Source organism: [Clostridium] ammoniilyticum, from assembly GCF_025566905.1.
Taxonomy (GTDB): domain Bacteria; phylum Bacillota_I; class Bacilli_A; order Erysipelotrichales; family Coprobacillaceae; genus Faecalibacillus; species Faecalibacillus intestinalis.
In genome coordinates, this window is record NZ_JAOQJR010000001.1 from 44617 (window position 1) to 63809 (window position 19193).

A 19193-nucleotide genomic window follows, 5' to 3' on the forward strand; every position below is an offset into this window, starting at 1 on the left:
GATAATTTAATTAAAATGTTTATATTCATTATTTTTGTCTATCCTAAAAATGTGGAGGTAAATCTATGAATATAAAAAAATATAATGAAATTGCAGATAAAAATAAACCACAAAAGCAAGTATTAAAACATACAGCAAGTGCTTTTTTAGTGGGTGGAGTGATTGGTATGATAGGAGAATTTTTTTTAAATCTTTACAAAGAATTATTTTCTTTTAGTGAAAAGGAAGCCACCCCTATTATGTTGATTACTCTTATTTTAATTGCAGCAATACTAACGGGTTTAGGAATCTATGACCGTTTAGGTGATTTTGCAGGGGCAGGTTCTTTTATTCCTATTACAGGTTTTTCAAATGCGATGACTTCAAGTGCAATGGAGGCAAGAAGTGAAGGTTTCGTGACGGGAATAGGGGCTAATATTTTTAAACTTGGTGGAGCGGTGATTACTTTTGGAATTGTTGCTTCATTTGTATTAGGAGGAATTCGTTATGTCATCACCTATTTCTGGTAGTAGTTTTGTTTTTCAAGATGTTTATATTCAAAGTGTTGGGACAACAGCAGGAATTGTTGAACATCAAGGGCCTTTAGGACATTATTTTGATAAACATTATCCTAATCATTATCATCATCATGCAAGTTATGAACAGGCAGAAATTGAAATGCTGAAAGATGCTATCCTTATTTGTTTAAAAAAAGGAAAAGTAAAAAAAGAAGAAATTGATTTATATTTTGGAGGAGACTTAAATAATCAAATTACAGCGTGTTATTATTACGCTAATCATTTACATCGACCTTTTATTGGCTTATATAGTGCATGTAGTACGATTGGACTTGCTCTAGCAAATGCTTCAATTATGATTGAAAATCATAATATTCATAGTGCTATGGCTTGTACAGTTTCTCATAATGCCACAGCAGAAAGACAATTTAGATATCCTTTAGAATATGGTATACAAAGAAAAGAAACGATGACTTTTACGGCTACAGGAAGTGTCGCTGTCTTTTTATCAAATAAACCAAGTCAAATAAGAATTGAATCTATTACTTTAGGAAAAGTCATCGACTTCGATCAATATGACGCTAATGATATGGGGCGTGCCATGGCACCAGCAGCTTTAGATACCTATTTACAACATATGAAAGATCTAAAGAGAGATGGTACTTATTATGATTTAATTTTAACCGGAGATCTTTCTCGTTATGGAAAAACAATTATGAAAGATCTTTTAAAAGAAGAAAATCAAAAGTATAACGAGTATGATGATTGTGGTTGTTTGCTTTATGATGTTACTCAAAATGTCTATCAAGGAGGAAGTGGTCCTGTTTGTAATGGACTTGTTAGTTTTGGCTATATTTATCAGATGATGTTAAAAGGAAAGTATCAACGTGTGCTTGTTCTAGCAACAGGGGCTTTGTTAAATCCGGTGATGACAAATCAAAAATTATCGATTCCTTGTGTTTGTCATGGCTATGTATTGGAGGTTGTCAAATGAATTACGTCTTATCCTTTTTGTTTTGTGGGTTTGTCTGTGCTGTTGCTCAACTAATTTATGAATATACTAAATTAACGCCAGGACATATTACATGTAGTTTTGTTGTACTAGGAGCACTGTTAGATTTATTTCATATTTATGATCGCTTGATTAAAATTTTTCATGCAGGGGCAATGCTTCCTATTACGAGTTTTGGCCATTCTTTAATGCATGGGGCCATGGCAATGACAAAAGAATACGGGGTCTTTGGTCTAGCAATGGGAATGTTTGATTTAACAGCAGCAGGAATTTCTTCGGCCATTTTATTTGCGTTTATTATTGCTCTTTTCTTTAAACCAAAATCATGAAAAACCCTTCGTTTGATTTAAATGTTAGATATTTAGATTTTGATGGTCGAAAAATTGAAATTGATTATATTTCTAGTTTATGTTCTGATGAATTGATTGCTTATTTGGTTGAAGGAATTACAAATGCAAAAGGAAAAACTTTAAAAGATTGTTTAAATAATGGAGATGTCAAAGAAGAATTAAATAAAGAAAATTACGAATATGCGATGCTTACAGGTTGTGCAATCGTTAAAGATATAGATAAAAGTAAAGTCTATGTTTTAGATACAAGACATTTTCCTACACGTTCAATCGAAGAACCAGATACAGAAAAATCGGTTAGAGGAAGTAAAGATGGATTTAATGAAAATCTATTAAATTGTGCAGGTTTGATTAGAAGACGAATTCGTACATTAGATTTAGTAATGGAAAAAGTTGTTGTAGGTAAAAAAAATAAATTAGATATTTGTTTATGTTATTTAAAAAGCGAAATAGATCAAACCATGTTAAAAAGTATTAAAGAAAGACTTAATGAAATAAAAAATGAAGATTTAATTATGACAGATCGTGCTTTGGAAGAATTGATTTTTGACCAAAGTTATAATCCTTTTCCCCTTGTAAGATACAGTGAAAGACCAGATGTGGTTTCTACACACATTCATCATGGTTATCTTGCCATTATATGCGATACTTCAAGTTCTGTTATGATGTTACCTACAACTTTGTTTGAAATTCTAGAACATGTTGAAGAACATCGACAAACACCTATTATTGGTACTTTTATTCGTTTAATTCGTTTTAGTGCTGTATTTCTTTCGATTTATTTGGTTCCTTTATGGATGTTGATTGTAAATCAAGGAAGTGTCAGTCTAAAAAAATTATTTTCAATTATTTTAGTTGAACTGGCAGTAGAGCTTTTAAGAATTGCAACCATTCATACGCCCAATTCTATTTCAAATACGATGGGGATGATTGCTGCTATTTTACTAGGAGAATTTGCGATTGAACTCGGTTTTTTTTCAGGAGAGATTCTTTTATTTGTATCTATTGGAGATGTTTGTGGTTTTGCCACACCTAATTATGAATTATCTTTAACCAATAAATATGTAAAAATATTTATGATTCTATTTTCAGGATTATTTGGTTGGCTAGGCTTTATTGCTTATCAAGTTATTTTATATATGTATTTAATATCATTAAAACCTTTTGGCTTTTCCTATCTTTATCCATTAATTCCTTTTAATGGAAAAGATTTACTCCAATTCATTATTAGAGAACCTAAGAAATAAAAATTTTATTAAATTAATCAAATGATTATAGTTTATCAAAAAACAGAGGTTAAATATGAACCTCTGTTTTAAAATAAAGTAAAAATAATTAAACTACATGTAGCAATAGCAACAGCTGGTGGATCGATATGTGTACCACAATCTGTATTGAGCACCATCCCAAAAATTAATCCAATAAAATGAGCAATGATACCAAAAATAACAGCAATCAAAATATTACCTGTTTGTGCCATTGCATAACCTACAACAAGAGTTGTATGGTGTGTAGCAGGGAAAGCAGGATCACTTAAAGCAAAGATAAGTGTTAAAGCACTAATTGAAAAACCAATTGTATAAAGACCTGTTTCTTTTGCAAAATAAGCCATAACTGTTGATACAGCTAAACCAATTAAAAATTGAAATCCCCAAAATGAAGGAGATGCTTTTTCTAAGAAATCTAAATTCTTTTCATTATATGTATCTTCTTGATTGAATAAGATTCTTCCTAAAACTCCTACAAGAATAACCGAAACTGCTCCGGTATCTACTGGAAATGAAAAATAATTTTCAAAAGCAAAAATCAAATAACCTAAAACCCCACCGATAGCACCTACGAGTAAAACCTTTGGATCATTGGTAAAAGCAAGTGACCTAGAAGTTTCAACGCCTCTTATTTCATGTTTTGTTCCTGCATAGGCAGTTGCAAGTCCTGCAGCGTTAAAGATAATACATGGTAAAAATAAATTATTTGATAAAGCTTCATTTAAAAATGTGGTATTAACACCAACATGTTCTAATAAAAATATAAGGAGACCGACAAAACCTGTACAAATAAAGGTTTGTGTTCCACCAATTAGTGTTCCTAAAATTCCTGCAAAAAAAGCTAATATAATTGATGATAATGAAAACATTTTATAACCCCTTTCAGGCGTATTATATAGGAAATAATCAACATAATAAATACAAAATATAAATTTATGTTATAATACCTAAGAGGTGAAATAATGGAATATCAAGTTATATTGGATGATTTTCAAGGCCCTTTAGATTTATTGTTACATTTAATTAAAGAAAAAGAGATGGATCTACAAACACTTGAATTATCAGTTATTACAGATCAATATTTACAATATATACATATGATGGAATCATCACAACTTGAAGTGATGTCTGAATATTTAGTCATGGCTGCACAGCTTATTGAAATGAAAAGTAAAATGCTTTTACCTAAAGAAAAAGTACAAATTGAAGATGAGTATCAAGAAGATCCAAGAGAAGCACTCATTAGAAGACTTATTGAATATAAAAGATATAAAGATGTTTTAGACGAGATTCAAGAAAAATATGAAAAAAGACAATCTATGTTGATTAAACCCTCTAATAATATGGAAGAATATGTCATTGATACTTCAACAATGATTCCAAAGGGGTTAGAAGTATATGATTTAATGAAGGCTATGCAAAAAATGTATCAAAGAAAAATGTTATCACGACCATTAGATACACATATTTCTAAAAAAGATATTTCCATTGAACAAAGAAGTGATCAAATTAGAAATTATTTTAAAGTAAGAGTTAATAAAAGGGTAAAATTAGATGAATTATTTGATAGAGGAGATCGCTATTATTTTATCGTGACATTTTTATCGATTTTAGTTTTAGCTAATGATAAAGAAGTTGAAATTATCCAAGAAGGATTGTTTGATGATATTTATGTAGAGGGGAAAGAGTAATGGAAGATTATAATAATATTATAGAAGGTATCCTTTATCTAAAAGGTGATGAAGGTATTGATATAAAAGAATTATCACTGATTTTAGAAATTTCTAAAAAAGAAGCTGTGGAAGCTATGGATCATTTTATAGAAGCTTATTCAAAAAGAGGCTTTGATGGCCTACAAGTTGTTGATTTTGGTGGTAAATATAAACTTGCAACGAATCCTCAATATTTTCCTTATTATCAAAAAATGGTAGAACAATCAAAAGCAACACTTTCTCAAGCAGCTTTAGAAACACTCGCTATTATTGCCTATAATCAACCAATTACTCGTGCTAAAGTTGAAGATATTAGAGGAGTTGGTTGTGATGGCATGATTAGAAAACTCATTGCTAAAGCACTTATTAAAGAAGTAGGCAGAGAAGAAAGTCCAGGACTTCCTATTTTATATGGGGTGACAGATGAATTTATGGATGCTTTTTCTTTAGCGTCTTTAGATGAACTTCCAGAACTTGGTGATGTTGTAGAGACAGAAAGTGATGAAGATATATTTAAAACGAAATATCAAGAGAGGGATTTATAGTGAAACTCATCAATCATTTAAAAACAATTAATAAACATAAATACTATGTAACAATGCTTTGTTTTAAATGTGGTTTATATAAACAAGGATTACTACATGATTTATCAAAATATTCGCCAACTGAACTAAAAACAGGTGCTAAATATTGGGTAGGGACGCGTTCACCTAATTCAATTGAAAGAGAAACGATTGGTTATTCTTCCGCTTGGCTTCATCATAAAGGAAGAAATAAACATCATTGGGAATATTGGGTTGATTTTTCAAGAGAAGGGGTTGTTCCTGCCAAAATGCCTACAAAGTATGTTGTGGAAATGTTTTGTGATCGAGTAGCAGCAACAATGGTTTACCGTGGAGAAAATTTTGATGTATCGGCTCCTTTAGATTATTATAATAAGACACATGGTTATTATGTCATTCATCAAGAAACAGATGCAATGATTAAAGATATGTTAGTTCATTTATCTAAAAGTAATTTAGAAGAAACAATTGATTATATTAAAGAAACTTATTTATAAATTCTATGTTTTGCATAGAATTTTTTTATAGAAATGATATAATAGTTACATTATATTTAAGGAGCTTGAAGATGAATTTTTTACATTTAAAATATTTAATAGAAGTTGAAAAATATGAATCTATTTCTAAAGCAGCACAGCATCTCTATATTAATCAACCACGTTTATCTAAAATTATTAAAGAAATAGAAGAAGAAGCTAATATAAAGATATTTGAAAGGCATAATAAAGGGGTTGTTCCAACAACTAAAGGAAGAGAATTTTTATCACAGGCTAAAAAAATTGTTCAAGAAGTAGATTATTTAAAAAATATGTATCAGGATGATCCTCATAAATTGAATTTAGATATTTGTGTCCCTCGTTCAAGTTACATCTCAGAAGCTTTTATTGAATATTTAAAAATGGATAATAATATGAAAAAGGAATTGAATCTAAATTATCGAGAAACGAATTCAATTGATACGATTCAAAATGTTTATGATGGAGAAAATAATTTAGGAATTGTACGTTTTCCTTTAAGAGATCAAGATTATTATTTCAATATTTTAAATTTAAAAGAATTGACTTATGAAAAACTATTTACTTTTGATTATCAAATTCTTATTTCAAAAGGTAATCCTCTTAAAGATAAAGATATCTATATGAAAGATTTAAAGAAACAAATTGAATTAAAACATGGAGATATTCATATTCAAGAAGATCATCATAATCATAAGCATATGAACATTTATGAAAGAGGAATACAATTTGAACTTTTAAGTGAGATTCCAGAAACTTATATGTGGGTTGCCCCAATGCCTAAAAAGCTTTTAAAACAAAATGATTTTGTTTTAAAAGCATGTAAAGATAAGAAAATACCCTATGTTGATTACTTAATTTATCGAAAAGGATATGTTTTATCAAAAGAAGATCAAAATTTTATAGAATGTTTGAAAAATGGAATCGAACAAGTGAAGTGAAAAAATGCACATGTAATGTGAAAAAAATAACTTGATATATAAAAAAAGGCATATCACTATGCCTTTTTAGTATCTAACCAAAAATAAATGTAAGTGCTATCATTAGAGATAGGAAAAGAGGAGAATAAGTTATGCAAAGATTTACATTACCTAGAGATTTATATCATGGAAAAGGTGCTTTAGAAGCCCTTAAAACATTAGAAGGAAAAAAAGCTATTGTATGTGTTGGTGGAGGATCAATGAAACGTAATGGTTTCTTAGATCGTGCTGTTAACTATTTACAAGAAGCTGGAATGGAAGTTAAATTATTTGAAGGTATTGAACCAGATCCATCAGTTGAAACTGTTATGAAAGGTGCAGCTGTTATGGAAGAATTTAATCCAGATTGGATTGTTGCCATGGGTGGAGGTTCACCAATTGATGCAGCAAAAGCTATGTGGATTAAATATGAATATCCAGATATCACATTTGAAGATATGTGCAAAGTATTTGGTATTCCAAAATTACGTAAAAAAGCTCATTTCTGTGCTATCCCATCTACTAGTGGTACAGCAACAGAAGTTACTGCTTTCTCAATTATTACAGACTATAATAAAGGAATTAAATATCCTATCGCTGACTTTGAAATTACACCAGATGTTGCTATTGTTGATCCTGATTTAGCTGAAACAATGCCAGTTAAATTAGTTGCTCATACTGGTATGGATGCAATGACTCATGCTATTGAAGCATATGTTTCTACAGCAAACTGTAATTATACAGATCCACTTGCTATTCATGCAATTGAATTAATTCAAGCTAACTTAGTAAAATCATATAATGGAGATATGGCAGCAAGAGATACAATGCATGATGCTCAATGTTTAGCTGGTCAATCATTCTCTAACGCTTTATTAGGTATCGTTCACTCAATGGCACATAAAACAGGTGCTGCTTTCGTTGATCAAGGTGGACATATTATTCATGGTGCAGCTAATGCAATGTATTTACCAAAAGTTATTGCTTTCAATGCAAAAGATCCAACAGCTAAAAAACGTTATGGTGTCATCGCTGATTACATGCATTTAGGTGGAGCAGATGATGATGAAAAAGTTGCTTTATTAATTAAATATTTAAGAGGTATGAATGATGAATTAAATATTCCTCATGGAATCAATAAATATGGCGCAGATGGTATGCCAGCTGAAACTGGATTTGTTCCAGAAGATATCTTCTTAGCACGTGTTGATGAAATTGCTGATAATGCAATTGCTGATGCATGTACAGGATCAAACCCACGTATTCCAAACCATGATGAAATGGTTGCTTTATTAAAAGCTTGCTACTATGATACAGAAGTAGATTTCTAATAGTATAAATGAGGTCCTAAATAGAGGACCTCTTTTTTATGTATATATACTATAAATACGTTTTTTAGGTGTTTAATACATACTTATGAAAACAATATTTCTTTTATTTATCTATAATAAAGATAGATAAAGGGGGTAGCTATTATGAAGTATGCAATATTAGATGGAAAATTAACTCATATTTCTAAAGTGAAAAAAGGAACAATTGCCAGAGTTTTTGGATACAGTGATGATTTAGTAATAGCTGTAGGTGGTAGGGAAAGAAAATATTGGAAATATTTAGATGTGAAACGTACAAGAATGTATCAAGAATTATAGGAATAACATTGTTTATTCCTTTTTTTGTTTGTATAATAGAATTATTGGAGGTTATAGGATGAAATATGGAAATGAGATAAAAAATATATGTCATCTTGCATGGCCTGCTATTATTCAAGAAGCAATGAATACGGTAGTGACTTATGTAGATACAGCGATGGTTGGTTCTATGGGAGCAACAGCTTCTGCAGCAGTTGGTTTAACATCTACTGTTACTTGGTTGTTAGGAAGTATTTCGGTTGCCTTTGGAGTGGGTGTCTTAGCCGTATGTGCTCAATCAGATGGCGCTAAAGATTATAAAAAAGTACAGATTGCGGGTCAACAAGCCTTATTTATTTCTTTTATTATAGGATTGATAACAACTATTATTAGTATCATAATTGCTCCATTTTTACCTGGTTGGCTCAATGGTGCCAAAGAAATAAGGCATGATGCTTTTTTATATTTTTTAATTGTATCAGCACCATTTATATTTAGAACATTTATTATTATTCTCTCTTCAACTTTAAGAGCTGTTAAAGATATGAAAACACCAATGATGATCAATGTTTATATGAATATAATCAATATCATTTTAAATTTCTTTTTAATTTATCCGACAAGAAAGATATTTGGTATAACTGTTTATGGAGCTGGTTTATCTGTAGCCGGAGCAGCGATAGCTTCAGCTATTTCTTATATTGTTGGAGGAATTTTGATGTTTAGACATTATTATCAAAATAAAATCTTTGATTTTAAACATACAGGATTTCATTTTCATAAACCAGTATGTTTAGAATGTTTAAAAATTTCTATTCCTGTTGTTATGGAAAGAAGTGTTATTTGTTTAGGACATGTTACTTTTGCTTCGTTGATTGCTAAATTAGGAGTTGTTTCTTTGGCAACACATTCGATAGCAATTCAAGCAGAACAAGCGTTTTATGCACCGGGGTATGGTTTCCAATCAGCAGCAAGTACACTTGTAGGAAATGCTGTTGGTGAAAAAGATGAATCTAAAGTTAAAAGAATGACGTATCTTACATGTGCAATTACTTTAAGTATCATGGCTATTGCTGGTGTTTTATTATTCATAAATGCTCAAAATATTATGTCGATTTTTACTCCTGATCAAAAAGTTATCGCTTTAGGAACTAGGGTATTAAGGATTGTTTCTATTAGTGAACCAATCTATGGTATCTTGATTATTTTAGAAGGAACTTTTAATGGAATGGGGGATACCAAAGCACCATTTGTATTTTCTTTGATTACGATGTGGGGAATAAGGATTTTTGGTTCAATGCTCATGATCAATGTCTTTTCATTTGGACTTGAAAGTGTTTGGATCATGATGGTTTTAGATAATATTTCTAGATGTTTATTATTATCAACACGTTTTTTGAAAGGAAAATGGAAATATCGGGTTTATCAATAGGAGGAAAGAAAATGAAATATAAAAAATTTGAAAATACAATTATCGCAAGAATTGATAAGGGTGAAGATATTGTTGAACAAGTTAAAAATATTGCTTTAAAAGAAAATATCAAACTTGCAAGTATTCAAGCTTTAGGTGCAATTAATGATTTTACAGTCGGTGTTTTTAAAACAAAGGAAAAGAAATATTTTGCTAATGAATTTAAAGGTGATTATGAAATTGTATCTCTTACGGGAACTATTAATACAATGAATGGTGAATATTATAGTCATATGCATCTATCTGCTGGAAATGATCAAGGAGAAGTTTTTGGTGGTCATTTAAATAAAGCAATTGTTTCAGCAACATGTGAAATGGTTATTCAAGTCATCAATGGACAAGTAGATCGTTACTTTGATGAAGAAATTGGTTTAAATTTATTAAAATTATAAAGGAGCTAACTATGGAATATTTAACATTACCACAAACGGATTTAAAGGTATCAAAGATTGCTTTAGGATGTATGAGAATTGCTGATAAAAGCATTGAAGAAGTGGAAGAACTTGTCAAAACTGCTCTAGAATCAGGAATTAATTTTTTTGATCATGCAGATATTTATGGTGGAGGAAAATCAGAAGAATTATTTGGTGAAGTATTAAAAAGACATCCTGAATATAGAAAACAGATGATTATTCAAACAAAGTGTGGTATTGTTCCTGGAAAAAGATATGATTTTTCTAAGGAACATATCTTAAAATGTGTCAATGAATCATTAGAAAGATTACATACAGATTATGTAGATATTCTTTTGCTTCATAGACCAGATGCTTTATGTGATCCTCAAGAAGTTGCTGAAACTTTTAATGAATTATATGAAGCTGGAAAAGTTCATTATTTTGGTGTTTCTAATCACACACCTTTACAAATAGAATTATTAAAGAAATATTTAAAATATCCAATTATTATTAATCAATTACAATTATCAATCGTTCATTCAGTAATGATTGATTCAGGATTAAATATGAATATGAAAGAAGCATTTGCGCAAGATAAAGATGGTGGTGTTTTAGATTATTGTCGTTTAAATGATATTACGATCCAACCATGGAGTTCAATCCAAGCTTCTTGGGCGGAAGGAACTTTTATTGATCATCCAAATTATCAAAAATTAAATGATGTTATGCAACAATTAGCTCATAAATATCAAGTAACTAAACCAGCAATAGCGATTGCTTGGTTACTTCGTCATCCTGCACATATGCAACCAATCGTAGGGACAACATCCTCTCAACATTTAAAAGAAACAATTAAAGCATGTGATTTTACGCTTACAAGACAAGAATGGTATGATCTCTATCTTGCAAGTGAAAAACCACTACCATAGAAAGTTGCTTAGGCAACTTTTTATATACTTTATAATAAAAATAATATTTGTTGAACGAATATAATATATTGATATAATAAAGATGGGTGATGTTTATGAAATATAAAAGAATATCTACAAAAGATTATTTAGTAAATGAAGATCAATTTATTGATTTATTAGAAAATAAAGCTTTAGAAGGATGGTATTTAAAAAATATAAGTCTAAATTTTTTAACATTTGAAAAAAGAACACCACAAAGGAAGCATTATAAAATATATTATAAACAAATAAATAAAGATATAAAAGAAGCAGGATGCCGTATTATTGTTAATTATTTCGGGTTACAAGTAGTAGAAGTTGAAGATCTTTTTGCTCAACCTTTAAAACAAGATGTAGGTGATAAAAAAGAAATCTTATCAACGATCTATAATTTTACAACTCATTATTTTTTAATGATCATGGCCATTGTTTTATTAATTGCTTATCAACCTTTTAAAATACATGGGTTGCCAAGTTTACCTTATTTGACTTTTTATTTTGGTACTTATTTATTTTATACTGCTGTAAGTCTTATAAGCTTCTCTTTCTTCTTTTTTGGCTTATGTAATCTATCACATTTAAAAAAAGTAATGAAAAATAAGCCCTTTTATTTAGAAAATATTTTTAATACTTTATCTAAAATAAATCTTTATGTTGGGATTATTTTGATTTTATTAGATTTATTAAAACAAAATGGTTTCAAATCATTTCTGATTTTACTCATTTCTTGGTTAATTGGTTATCTTGGACATCTTTATAAAGAAAAACGTCAAAAATCTAATGCGATTGTTTATCTTTGTGTTATTGCTACAATTGCTTTAAGTTTGTATGACCATCCAGCAGATGGCGATCCTTATAGCGCTATTGAACCTGTCCAAAGCTTGCAACAACCTTATAGCTATGAAGATGGTGGAATGTTATATCAAGGATATTCTATTGAAGGGGATCATGGAATGATGGAAGGCTATTATAAAGGATATACGTCAGCTATTTCAAAAGGTATTTTTGAATATCAAGTAGAAAATATTTTTAAAAATAAAATAGCTTATAAAAAAATTATTCAGCAATATCCTCTGATAACTCAAAAAGATAGTGATTTATGTTTTAAATATAAACAAAAATATGTTGTATTAAAGGGTCAAGAAGTTTTTTATATCAATAACAAAGAAGGATTACCACTTTCTAAATATATTAAATATTATCAACGATTAAAGATCTAAGAATTTCTTAGATCTTTTTTGTATTAAAATAATAAAAATAATATTGATATATAAATAATATAATAATATAATAAAAGTAAGTAAAAGATAAGTTACATCTCTAGGCAAATAAAGTATTTATTAGAATATATGTAGAAAGGAATGTGAGATTTATATGAAGATAATAGATAAAGTATGGGTCTTTGATTATTTAATGGAAATTTTTATGATCATGACCATGGTTTGTGGTCAAAGCTTACTTACAAATTCTTTAAATTCTTTAGGATATATTAGTATTCATATTAGTTTTATTATTTATTGTTTATTTTATTTTTTACCTATTTTATATTTTATTGCCTTATGGAATAGTGATGTCATAGATTATCGAAAAAATATAATTCTACTTATTATCTTATTTATCTTTAATAAATTATTTCATGGAAATCAAGTTCAACTTTCTTTTCCATTACCTGCTATAGATTTTTATGTAGTTATTTGTTTAATTATAACGATAGTATTTTATATAAGGAGAAAAAATGATGAAAGTAAAACTCATTTTAAGTCTTGATCAACTAGAAAAAGCATATAAGGAATATAAAAAAGCCTTTCGTTTTTCTGGGTTATTCTTTGGTATTCATCAAGAAATAATGGAAGATAAAGATTTTGAAAAATATTTATATTTTTCAAGTGATAAAGTTGAATGTTATGATATAGAAAAACATAAGCTTTTTGAAATAGACTATGATGATTTTTATGAAGTTGATTTATCTTTAAAACAAAAGGTAGTTTGTATGTTAGTAACAACAAGCAATCAACAATATTCTTTTGAATGTAAACAAGATGCACGTTTTTTACAAATAATTGATCTTTTTGAACAAAAGAAAATAAGATATATAGATAGACGTCATTTTATTTCAATCAAGCGATAATCATTGAAAGAAGGGAAATTTACCCTTCTTTTTCATTTAATGAATAAATCTTAATAGAATGAAAACAGGAGGGATAAAATGATTTATTCGCTTATTGTACTAACAGCAGGCTTTTTTGTTTTAGTGAAAGGAGCGGATTGGTTTGTAGATGGAGCATCTTCACTGGCAAGTATTTTTCATGTTTCTCAATTAGTTATTGGATTGACGATTTGTGCGATGGGAACCAGTTTGCCAGAGGCAGCTGTTTCATTAGTAGCAGGGTTAAAAGGAAATTCAGGAATTACCATTGGGAATGTTGTTGGAAGTAATATTTTAAATATTTTGATTGTTTTAGGAATGAGCGCTTTGATTACAAAAATAAAGATTGAAAAATCAACATTGTTCATTGAAATTCCTTATATGTTGCTTTCAAGTCTTGTTTTACTTGTTATGGGAAAAAGTCAACAAGTTGTATCATTTCAAGAAGGACTTATTTTAATAGGTATGTTTATCATTTATTTACTTTATTTGTTTTGGCTGTCACAAAAAGAAAGTGAGGAGGAAGTTTCTCCACAATACTCTTTTATAGGATGTGTGTTGTTGATTGGTTTAGGCATCTTTTTTGTTATGATTGGTAGTCAACTGGTTGTTAAAGCAGCCACTCAAATAGCTTATTGGTTACATTTTTCTCAAAGATTCATCGGTTTAACGATTGTTGCTTTTGGAACATCATTGCCTGAATTAGTAACCTCTTTACAGGCAGCTAGAAAAGATCATACGGGTATTGCGATTGGAAATATTGTCGGAAGTAATATTTTTAATATTTTATTTATTGCTGGAGGTGTTTCTTTAATTTGTCCAGTACCTTTTGAAAGTAAATTTATTGTAGATATGTTTGTAGCTATAGGAAGTGGTTGTTTATTATGGCTTTTAACGATTTATCGACATGAATTAAATAGAATAGGTGGTCTTTTGATGTTACTTTCCTATGTGATGTATTTAATCTATTTGTGTTAAATGGAAAGAAGAAACATAGAATGATATAGGTGATATAATGAAATTATTGATTAGTTTTTTGATGATTTTTCAAATGATTTGTACCAATGTCGAGTTTTATGGAAAGAGTTATATTGTATATGATAGTTTAAATCAATATGTTGTAGAAGGCAGAAATATAGATTATTTACAAAGTGTTGCTTCAATTTCTAAAATTATGACTGCCATCGTTGTTATTGAAAATAGTCGCTTAGATAAAAAGATTACGGTTGATGAAACGATTAATAAAGCCTATGGGAGTTGTGTCTATATACATATAAAAGATCGAATTACGATTCAAGATCTTTTATATGGTTTAATGCTTCGAAGTGGGAATGACTGTGCTTTAATGCTGGCTAAAAGTGTTGGTGGAAGTGTTGAACGTTTTGTGGAAATGATGAATGAAAAAGCTAGAGATATAGGGATGAAACAGACACATTTTTCGAATCCTTCAGGTTTAGATGAAGAAGATGAAGGAAATTTATCAACAGTTAAAGAAATGGCGATGCTTTATCGTTATTGTTGTCAAAATCCTCTTTTTAATCAAATTGTTAAAACAAAAGAGTATAAAAGACTAGATGGAAAAGGTTATTGGCATAATAAAAATCGTCTTTTAAAAGAATACCCTTATTGTGTTGGTGGTAAAACAGGTTATACCAAAAAAGCCAAAAGAACATTGATTACACGAGCTATAAAAAAACAAGTTGATTTAATTATTGTTACTTTTAATTGTGGAAATGATTTTGAGTTTCATCAAAAAAAGTATGAGGAATGTTTTAAAAATTATGAAAAACTTGTGTTGTTTGATAAAGGGGTTAGAAATATTAAAGGAAACTGGTACTTGTTTGAAAATGATTTGTTGATGTCAAAAGAAAAGGATGAAAGTGTAAGTTATTTGATTCATAATGAAGAAATGTTTATTTATAGAAATCAAACATATATTAAAAAAATTAAATTAAAGAGATATCGGTTTAGAAATTTTTATTTAATGATCTTAAAGGATCTAGTTTATGAATAAGATCTTTCATTATGGGATTATTCTTTTTATTATTGTTGGTTTGATTTTTAATAAACAAGAAGCCATGTTAAAAGCTCTTTTACAAACACCTTTTGATGTCTTTGAACTTTGTAAAACACTTATTTTAAGTATTTGTTTATGGAATGGCTTATTAAAAATCATTCAGGCTTCAAATATGGTGAATCATTTAAATTTTCTATTTAAACCACTATTACGTTGGATCTATGGACGATGTATTCAAGATGAACAAATCTATCAAGCACTATCTTCAAATTTGATTGCTAATCTATTAGGACTTGGAACACTTGCTACAATGAGTGGTTTACAAGCAATTTCTAAATTAAAAGAAAAGAATTATCCTCTTCAAATAAAAATACTAGTAGTAATCAATACGGCAGGTTTTTCTATTTTACCAACTACCATGATGACAATTAGACAAAATTATCATAGTCAAAATATTTTAGCTTTTTATCCTTATAGTTTATTTATTGGTTTTTCAATTACAATTATAGGAATTGTTATTATTAAGGTGATTGAACATGTCTAATTTAATTCTACTTATTATTTTATGGAGTTTTTTAGAATGTGCTTATAAAAAAATACCTATTTATGAAGAATTTATTACAGGAGTCAAAGAAGGAATGCATTATTTAATGATTCTTTTTCCTTCCTTAATGCTTCTTACTTTATGGGTCAATCTTTTTTTAAGTAGTGGTTTTATCTCTTTAATAGGTACTTTCTTTATTCGATTTTTTTCAATTCCCCTTGATTTATTATTAATGGCTTTTACAAGACCAATAAGTAGTCAAACTTCTCTTATTATTTTAAAAAGAATTTATGATTATTATGGAATAGATCATCTTTATAGTTTAATGGGATCAATTTTACAAACTGGAAGTGATACAACTTTATATGTTGTTTCTTTATATTATGGAAGTATTCATTTAAAGAAGTATAGCTATACATTATGGTTAGGCTTTTTCTTAGATTTTCTTTCATTTGTTTTTATGCTTTGTTTTTATTATTTAGGAATGATTTCGTAAGTTTTTAATATATTGGAATAAAAGGAGTTATGATAATGGAAACGAAACAAATTCTTAAAGATATTGGTAAAAGATGTCAAGGTGATATTTATTTAGGAATTGTTGGACCTGTAAGAAGTGGAAAATCGACTTTTATTAAAAGATTTATGGAAATGGCGGTTATTCCTTATATTGAAGATCCTGATGTAAAGATAAGAACGATCGATGAACTTCCACAATCAGGAAAAGGCAAAATGATTATGACTGTAGAACCTAAGTTTATACCGAATCAAGCCGTTAAGATAGATTTACAAGATGATTTTAAAATCAATGTACGTTTAGTTGATTGTGTAGGATATGTGATTGAAGGGGCAAGTGGTTATCAAGATGACAGTGGGATACGTCTTGTTAAAACACCATGGTATAATGAAAGTATACCTTTTGATCAAGCAGCTAAAATTGGAACAAAAAAGGTTATTCAAGATCATTCAACGATTGGAATCGTTGTTACTAGTGATGGTAGTTTTCTAGATATTGATGAACAAAGTTATCACAGTGCAACAAAAGAAATCATTCAAGAGTTGCAAGATATAGGGAAACCATTTATTGTGATTGTCAATAGTAAAGATCCTTCAAGTTCAAAGTGTCAAAATGTTGTTGAAAGTTATCAAAAAGAATACGATGTACCAATCATTGCTATTGATACAACCAACATGTTAGAAACTCAAATCGTGCATCTTTTACAAGAAGCACTTAATGAATTTGGAATTCATGAGGTGAAAATTGAAGTTCCGCGTTATATTGCAATGTTAAATCAAAAACATTGGTTAAAACAAACATTAGATGAAGCACTAAAAAATTCATTAGTAGAAATCAAAAAAATAAAAGATGTCAAACATCTTACAGAAGGTATTGAATCGTATGACTTTGTTAAAAGAGCTTATTTAAAAAGTGTCGATACATCTCATTCTTCAGCGACGATTCGCATTGAAGAAAGAAATGGTTTATATGATGAATTACTAACAAATATTGTTGGTTATGAAGTAGATCGTTCTTCTATTCTTGCCTTGTTACAAGAATTGATGACTATCAAGGATGAATATGATGGTATTTCGAATGCCCTTAGTATGGTAAGACAAACAGGTTATGGTTATGCGATTCCACGTTTAGAAGAAATAGAATTATCAAAACCAGAAATTATTAAACAAGGTTCTAGATATGGAATGAAGTTAAAAAGTAAAGCAGCAACCACTTATATGATTAAAATTGATATTGAAAGTACATTTGAACCAATTATTGGTTCAAAGCAACAAGCGGAAAGCTTTATTGATTATTTAAATCATAATGGAAATGATAAGGAAGCTATTTTTTCATGTGATGTTTTTGGCAGAAAATTAGGTGATTTAATAGAAGAAGGGATGTATTATAAATTGAATATGATTCCAGAAAATGCAAGTTTAAAAATACATGATATATTGTCAAAAATTGTAAATAAAGGTAAATCAAATGTGATAGCAATTGTTTTATAATTTTTTAAAAAAGTTCTTTAAAAATCTCTTGAAACAACATTTTTTAGATGCTATACTAACCTAGTATTTTTATTATTGCGGGGTGTGAAAATGAATAAGAAAGAATTAGTTGAATCAGTTTCAATAGAACGTAATTTAACAAAAAAAGAAGCAGAACTACTTGTAGATACTGTGTTTAATACGATTACTAGAAGCGTTGTTGAAGGAGATAAGGTACTTATTTCTGGATTTGGTACTTTTAAAGTCAATGATCGTAAAGCTAGAAAAGGAATTTCTCCTAAAACTCAAGAAGAAATGATTATTCCTGCTAGTAAAACAGTGACATTTAAACCTAGTAACAGATTAAAAGATGCTATGAATTAAGCATCTTTTTCATTTTCTGTTCATAATAGAAGTGTAAACTATAAATCGAGGTGAATAAAATGTTTAATTATTACTATTATACAAATTCTTATTATATGTTAGGGAATATACTTGTTTTAGTTGGTGTTGCTTTGATGGCACTTGCACAAATGAAAGTTTCAAGTGCTTATAATAAATATTCAAAGGTTCAAAATAGCAGACATTTAACGGGCTATGATGTGGCGCGAGAAATTCTTGATCAACATGGTTTGTCTTCTGTTCAAATCTTTGAAGTTCAAGGACGTTTAAGTGATCACTATAATCCAAGTAACCAAACATTACATCTATCTCGTGATATTTATCATGGGACAAGTATTGCTTCACTTGCGGTAGCTGCTCACGAATGTGGACATGCACTTCAACATCAAGAAGGTTATAGACCATTGACATTTAGAAATGCTATCGTTCCTGTATGTAACTTTTCTTATAATTTAGGATGGGTTGCTATTATGATTGGTCTTTTTATGGGAAGAACATCTATTGCTTGGACTGGTGTTTTACTTACAAGCTTAATGTTATTATTTCAAATTGTTACCCTTCCAGTTGAATTTGATGCATCTTCTAGAGCTTTGAGTATTTTAAATGATCGTTATTTAGTTCAAGATGAATATTTTGGAGCTAAAAAAATGTTAACAGCTGCAGCGCTAACCTATGTTGCAGGAATGTTATCGACCCTTCTTTCATTACTTAGAATTGTCTTAGTTGTTTTAGGAAATGATCGAGGAAGAGACTAAGCCAAAAGGCTTTTTCTTTTTGTTTA

Annotated in this window: 24 protein-coding genes; 23 read left to right on the plus strand and 1 reads right to left on the minus strand. The window is 29.1% G+C overall.

All coding sequences use genetic code 11. The annotated features are described in order from the left end of the window. Window positions 1–65 precede the first annotated feature (65 nt). The 4 genes from spoVAC to OCV55_RS00195 are packed head-to-tail and all read left to right on the plus strand — an operon-like array spanning window position 66 to window position 3106. A complete protein-coding gene (gene spoVAC / locus OCV55_RS00180; protein ID WP_032090615.1) occupies window positions 66–509 on the plus strand; it encodes a stage V sporulation protein AC in 444 nt (147 codons plus the stop codon). Then, window positions 487–1491, plus strand: coding sequence for a beta-ketoacyl-[acyl-carrier-protein] synthase family protein (locus OCV55_RS00185; RefSeq protein WP_147579459.1), 1005 nt, complete (start codon window positions 487–489; stop codon window positions 1489–1491). Before spoVAC ends, OCV55_RS00185 begins: the two co-directional genes overlap by 23 nt. Continuing rightward, window positions 1488–1838 (plus strand): stage V sporulation protein AE, encoded by a 351-nt coding sequence (spoVAE, locus tag OCV55_RS00190; protein WP_032090613.1) that lies wholly within the window; start codon window positions 1488–1490, stop codon window positions 1836–1838. Before OCV55_RS00185 ends, spoVAE begins: the two co-directional genes overlap by 4 nt. Beyond that, entirely contained in the window at window positions 1835–3106 is a 1272-nt protein-coding gene (locus tag OCV55_RS00195; RefSeq protein ID WP_032090612.1) for a spore germination protein, read from the plus strand. Before spoVAE ends, OCV55_RS00195 begins: the two co-directional genes overlap by 4 nt. Window positions 3107–3174: 68 nt before the next feature. On the opposite strand, the gene OCV55_RS00200 is transcribed toward OCV55_RS00195, so the two are convergent. Next, window positions 3175–3996: a hypothetical protein gene (locus OCV55_RS00200; RefSeq protein WP_032090611.1), complete on the minus strand. Its 822-nt coding sequence runs from the start codon at window positions 3994–3996 to the stop codon at window positions 3175–3177. A gap of 93 nt (window positions 3997–4089) precedes the next feature. Here OCV55_RS00200 and OCV55_RS00205 point away from each other — a divergent pair, with 93 nt between their 5' ends. From OCV55_RS00205 to OCV55_RS00295, 19 genes are all read left to right on the plus strand, one after another. Beyond that, window positions 4090–4818 carry a segregation and condensation protein A gene (locus OCV55_RS00205; RefSeq protein ID WP_032090610.1) on the plus strand — a complete coding sequence of 243 codons (729 nt, stop codon included), beginning with the start codon at window positions 4090–4092 and terminating at the stop codon, window positions 4816–4818. Beyond that, complete coding sequence (gene scpB / locus OCV55_RS00210) at window positions 4818–5384, plus strand: SMC-Scp complex subunit ScpB (RefSeq protein ID WP_032090609.1); 567 nt, start codon at window positions 4818–4820, stop codon at window positions 5382–5384. The genes OCV55_RS00205 and scpB overlap by 1 nt, the downstream gene beginning before the upstream one ends. Then, window positions 5384–5899, plus strand: a complete 516-nt coding sequence (locus OCV55_RS00215; RefSeq protein WP_119363765.1) for a DUF5662 family protein — start codon at window positions 5384–5386, stop codon at window positions 5897–5899. The genes scpB and OCV55_RS00215 overlap by 1 nt, the downstream gene beginning before the upstream one ends. Before the next feature lie 71 nt (window positions 5900–5970). Beyond that, window positions 5971–6858, plus strand: coding sequence for a LysR family transcriptional regulator (locus OCV55_RS00220; protein WP_119363764.1), 888 nt, complete (start codon window positions 5971–5973; stop codon window positions 6856–6858). 131 nt (window positions 6859–6989) lie between these two features. Continuing rightward, entirely contained in the window at window positions 6990–8207 is a 1218-nt protein-coding gene (locus tag OCV55_RS00225; protein ID WP_022001846.1) for an iron-containing alcohol dehydrogenase, read from the plus strand. Window positions 8208–8351: 144 nt separating this feature from the next. Next, entirely contained in the window at window positions 8352–8525 is a 174-nt protein-coding gene (locus OCV55_RS00230; RefSeq protein WP_167693747.1) for a hypothetical protein, read from the plus strand. A gap of 58 nt (window positions 8526–8583) precedes the next feature. Next, on the plus strand, window positions 8584–9936 hold the full coding sequence (locus OCV55_RS00235; RefSeq protein ID WP_147579460.1) for an MATE family efflux transporter: 1353 nt from the start codon (window positions 8584–8586) through the stop codon (window positions 9934–9936). A gap of 11 nt (window positions 9937–9947) precedes the next feature. Continuing rightward, window positions 9948–10367, plus strand: a complete 420-nt coding sequence (locus OCV55_RS00240; protein WP_117850369.1) for a PPC domain-containing DNA-binding protein — start codon at window positions 9948–9950, stop codon at window positions 10365–10367. An 11-nt stretch (window positions 10368–10378) separates the two neighbouring features. Beyond that, complete coding sequence (locus OCV55_RS00245) at window positions 10379–11299, plus strand: aldo/keto reductase (RefSeq protein ID WP_032090605.1); 921 nt, start codon at window positions 10379–10381, stop codon at window positions 11297–11299. A gap of 95 nt (window positions 11300–11394) precedes the next feature. Next, a complete protein-coding gene (locus OCV55_RS00250) occupies window positions 11395–12540 on the plus strand; it encodes a DUF2812 domain-containing protein (protein ID WP_267309743.1) in 1146 nt (381 codons plus the stop codon). A gap of 154 nt (window positions 12541–12694) precedes the next feature. Next, on the plus strand, window positions 12695–13087 hold the full coding sequence (locus tag OCV55_RS00255; RefSeq protein ID WP_119363760.1) for a hypothetical protein: 393 nt from the start codon (window positions 12695–12697) through the stop codon (window positions 13085–13087). Next, window positions 13059–13448 (plus strand): hypothetical protein, encoded by a 390-nt coding sequence (locus tag OCV55_RS00260; protein ID WP_147579462.1) that lies wholly within the window; start codon window positions 13059–13061, stop codon window positions 13446–13448. Before OCV55_RS00255 ends, OCV55_RS00260 begins: the two co-directional genes overlap by 29 nt. Window positions 13449–13526: 78 nt before the next feature. Further along, entirely contained in the window at window positions 13527–14444 is a 918-nt protein-coding gene (locus OCV55_RS00265) for a calcium/sodium antiporter (RefSeq protein ID WP_147579463.1), read from the plus strand. A 37-nt stretch (window positions 14445–14481) separates the two neighbouring features. Beyond that, a complete protein-coding gene (locus OCV55_RS00270) occupies window positions 14482–15480 on the plus strand; it encodes a D-alanyl-D-alanine carboxypeptidase family protein (RefSeq protein WP_147579464.1) in 999 nt (332 codons plus the stop codon). Continuing rightward, complete coding sequence (locus OCV55_RS00275; protein WP_147579465.1) at window positions 15473–16027, plus strand: hypothetical protein; 555 nt, start codon at window positions 15473–15475, stop codon at window positions 16025–16027. Before OCV55_RS00270 ends, OCV55_RS00275 begins: the two co-directional genes overlap by 8 nt. Beyond that, the gene (locus OCV55_RS00280; RefSeq protein ID WP_267309744.1) at window positions 16020–16523 is read left to right on the plus strand and encodes a hypothetical protein; all 504 of its coding nucleotides are present in this window, start codon (window positions 16020–16022) and stop codon (window positions 16521–16523) included. Before OCV55_RS00275 ends, OCV55_RS00280 begins: the two co-directional genes overlap by 8 nt. A gap of 35 nt (window positions 16524–16558) precedes the next feature. After that, on the plus strand, window positions 16559–18031 hold the full coding sequence (gene spoIVA, locus OCV55_RS00285; protein WP_022001834.1) for a stage IV sporulation protein A: 1473 nt from the start codon (window positions 16559–16561) through the stop codon (window positions 18029–18031). Window positions 18032–18121: 90 nt separating this feature from the next. Further along, entirely contained in the window at window positions 18122–18394 is a 273-nt protein-coding gene (locus tag OCV55_RS00290) for an HU family DNA-binding protein (RefSeq protein WP_022001833.1), read from the plus strand. A 59-nt stretch (window positions 18395–18453) separates the two neighbouring features. Continuing rightward, complete coding sequence (locus tag OCV55_RS00295) at window positions 18454–19167, plus strand: zinc metallopeptidase (RefSeq protein WP_147579467.1); 714 nt, start codon at window positions 18454–18456, stop codon at window positions 19165–19167. Window positions 19168–19193 lie beyond the last annotated feature (26 nt).

Coding starts and splice junctions, on each gene's coding strand:
- spoVAC (WP_032090615.1), top strand. CDS start 66: ATGAATATAAAAAAATATAATGAAATTGCAGATAAAAATAAACCACAA.
- OCV55_RS00185 (WP_147579459.1), top strand. CDS start 487: ATGTCATCACCTATTTCTGGTAGTAGTTTTGTTTTTCAAGATGTTTAT.
- spoVAE (WP_032090613.1), top strand. CDS start 1,488: ATGAATTACGTCTTATCCTTTTTGTTTTGTGGGTTTGTCTGTGCTGTT.
- OCV55_RS00195 (WP_032090612.1), top strand. CDS start 1,835: ATGAAAAACCCTTCGTTTGATTTAAATGTTAGATATTTAGATTTTGAT.
- OCV55_RS00200 (WP_032090611.1), bottom strand. CDS start 3,996: ATGTTTTCATTATCATCAATTATATTAGCTTTTTTTGCAGGAATTTTA.
- OCV55_RS00205 (WP_032090610.1), top strand. CDS start 4,090: ATGGAATATCAAGTTATATTGGATGATTTTCAAGGCCCTTTAGATTTA.
- scpB (WP_032090609.1), top strand. CDS start 4,818: ATGGAAGATTATAATAATATTATAGAAGGTATCCTTTATCTAAAAGGT.
- OCV55_RS00220 (WP_119363764.1), top strand. CDS start 5,971: ATGAATTTTTTACATTTAAAATATTTAATAGAAGTTGAAAAATATGAA.
- OCV55_RS00225 (WP_022001846.1), top strand. CDS start 6,990: ATGCAAAGATTTACATTACCTAGAGATTTATATCATGGAAAAGGTGCT.
- OCV55_RS00230 (WP_167693747.1), top strand. CDS start 8,352: ATGAAGTATGCAATATTAGATGGAAAATTAACTCATATTTCTAAAGTG.
- OCV55_RS00235 (WP_147579460.1), top strand. CDS start 8,584: ATGAAATATGGAAATGAGATAAAAAATATATGTCATCTTGCATGGCCT.
- OCV55_RS00240 (WP_117850369.1), top strand. CDS start 9,948: ATGAAATATAAAAAATTTGAAAATACAATTATCGCAAGAATTGATAAG.
- OCV55_RS00245 (WP_032090605.1), top strand. CDS start 10,379: ATGGAATATTTAACATTACCACAAACGGATTTAAAGGTATCAAAGATT.
- OCV55_RS00250 (WP_267309743.1), top strand. CDS start 11,395: ATGAAATATAAAAGAATATCTACAAAAGATTATTTAGTAAATGAAGAT.
- OCV55_RS00255 (WP_119363760.1), top strand. CDS start 12,695: ATGAAGATAATAGATAAAGTATGGGTCTTTGATTATTTAATGGAAATT.
- OCV55_RS00260 (WP_147579462.1), top strand. CDS start 13,059: ATGAAAGTAAAACTCATTTTAAGTCTTGATCAACTAGAAAAAGCATAT.
- OCV55_RS00265 (WP_147579463.1), top strand. CDS start 13,527: ATGATTTATTCGCTTATTGTACTAACAGCAGGCTTTTTTGTTTTAGTG.
- OCV55_RS00270 (WP_147579464.1), top strand. CDS start 14,482: ATGAAATTATTGATTAGTTTTTTGATGATTTTTCAAATGATTTGTACC.
- OCV55_RS00275 (WP_147579465.1), top strand. CDS start 15,473: ATGAATAAGATCTTTCATTATGGGATTATTCTTTTTATTATTGTTGGT.
- OCV55_RS00280 (WP_267309744.1), top strand. CDS start 16,020: ATGTCTAATTTAATTCTACTTATTATTTTATGGAGTTTTTTAGAATGT.
- spoIVA (WP_022001834.1), top strand. CDS start 16,559: ATGGAAACGAAACAAATTCTTAAAGATATTGGTAAAAGATGTCAAGGT.
- OCV55_RS00290 (WP_022001833.1), top strand. CDS start 18,122: ATGAATAAGAAAGAATTAGTTGAATCAGTTTCAATAGAACGTAATTTA.
- OCV55_RS00295 (WP_147579467.1), top strand. CDS start 18,454: ATGTTTAATTATTACTATTATACAAATTCTTATTATATGTTAGGGAAT.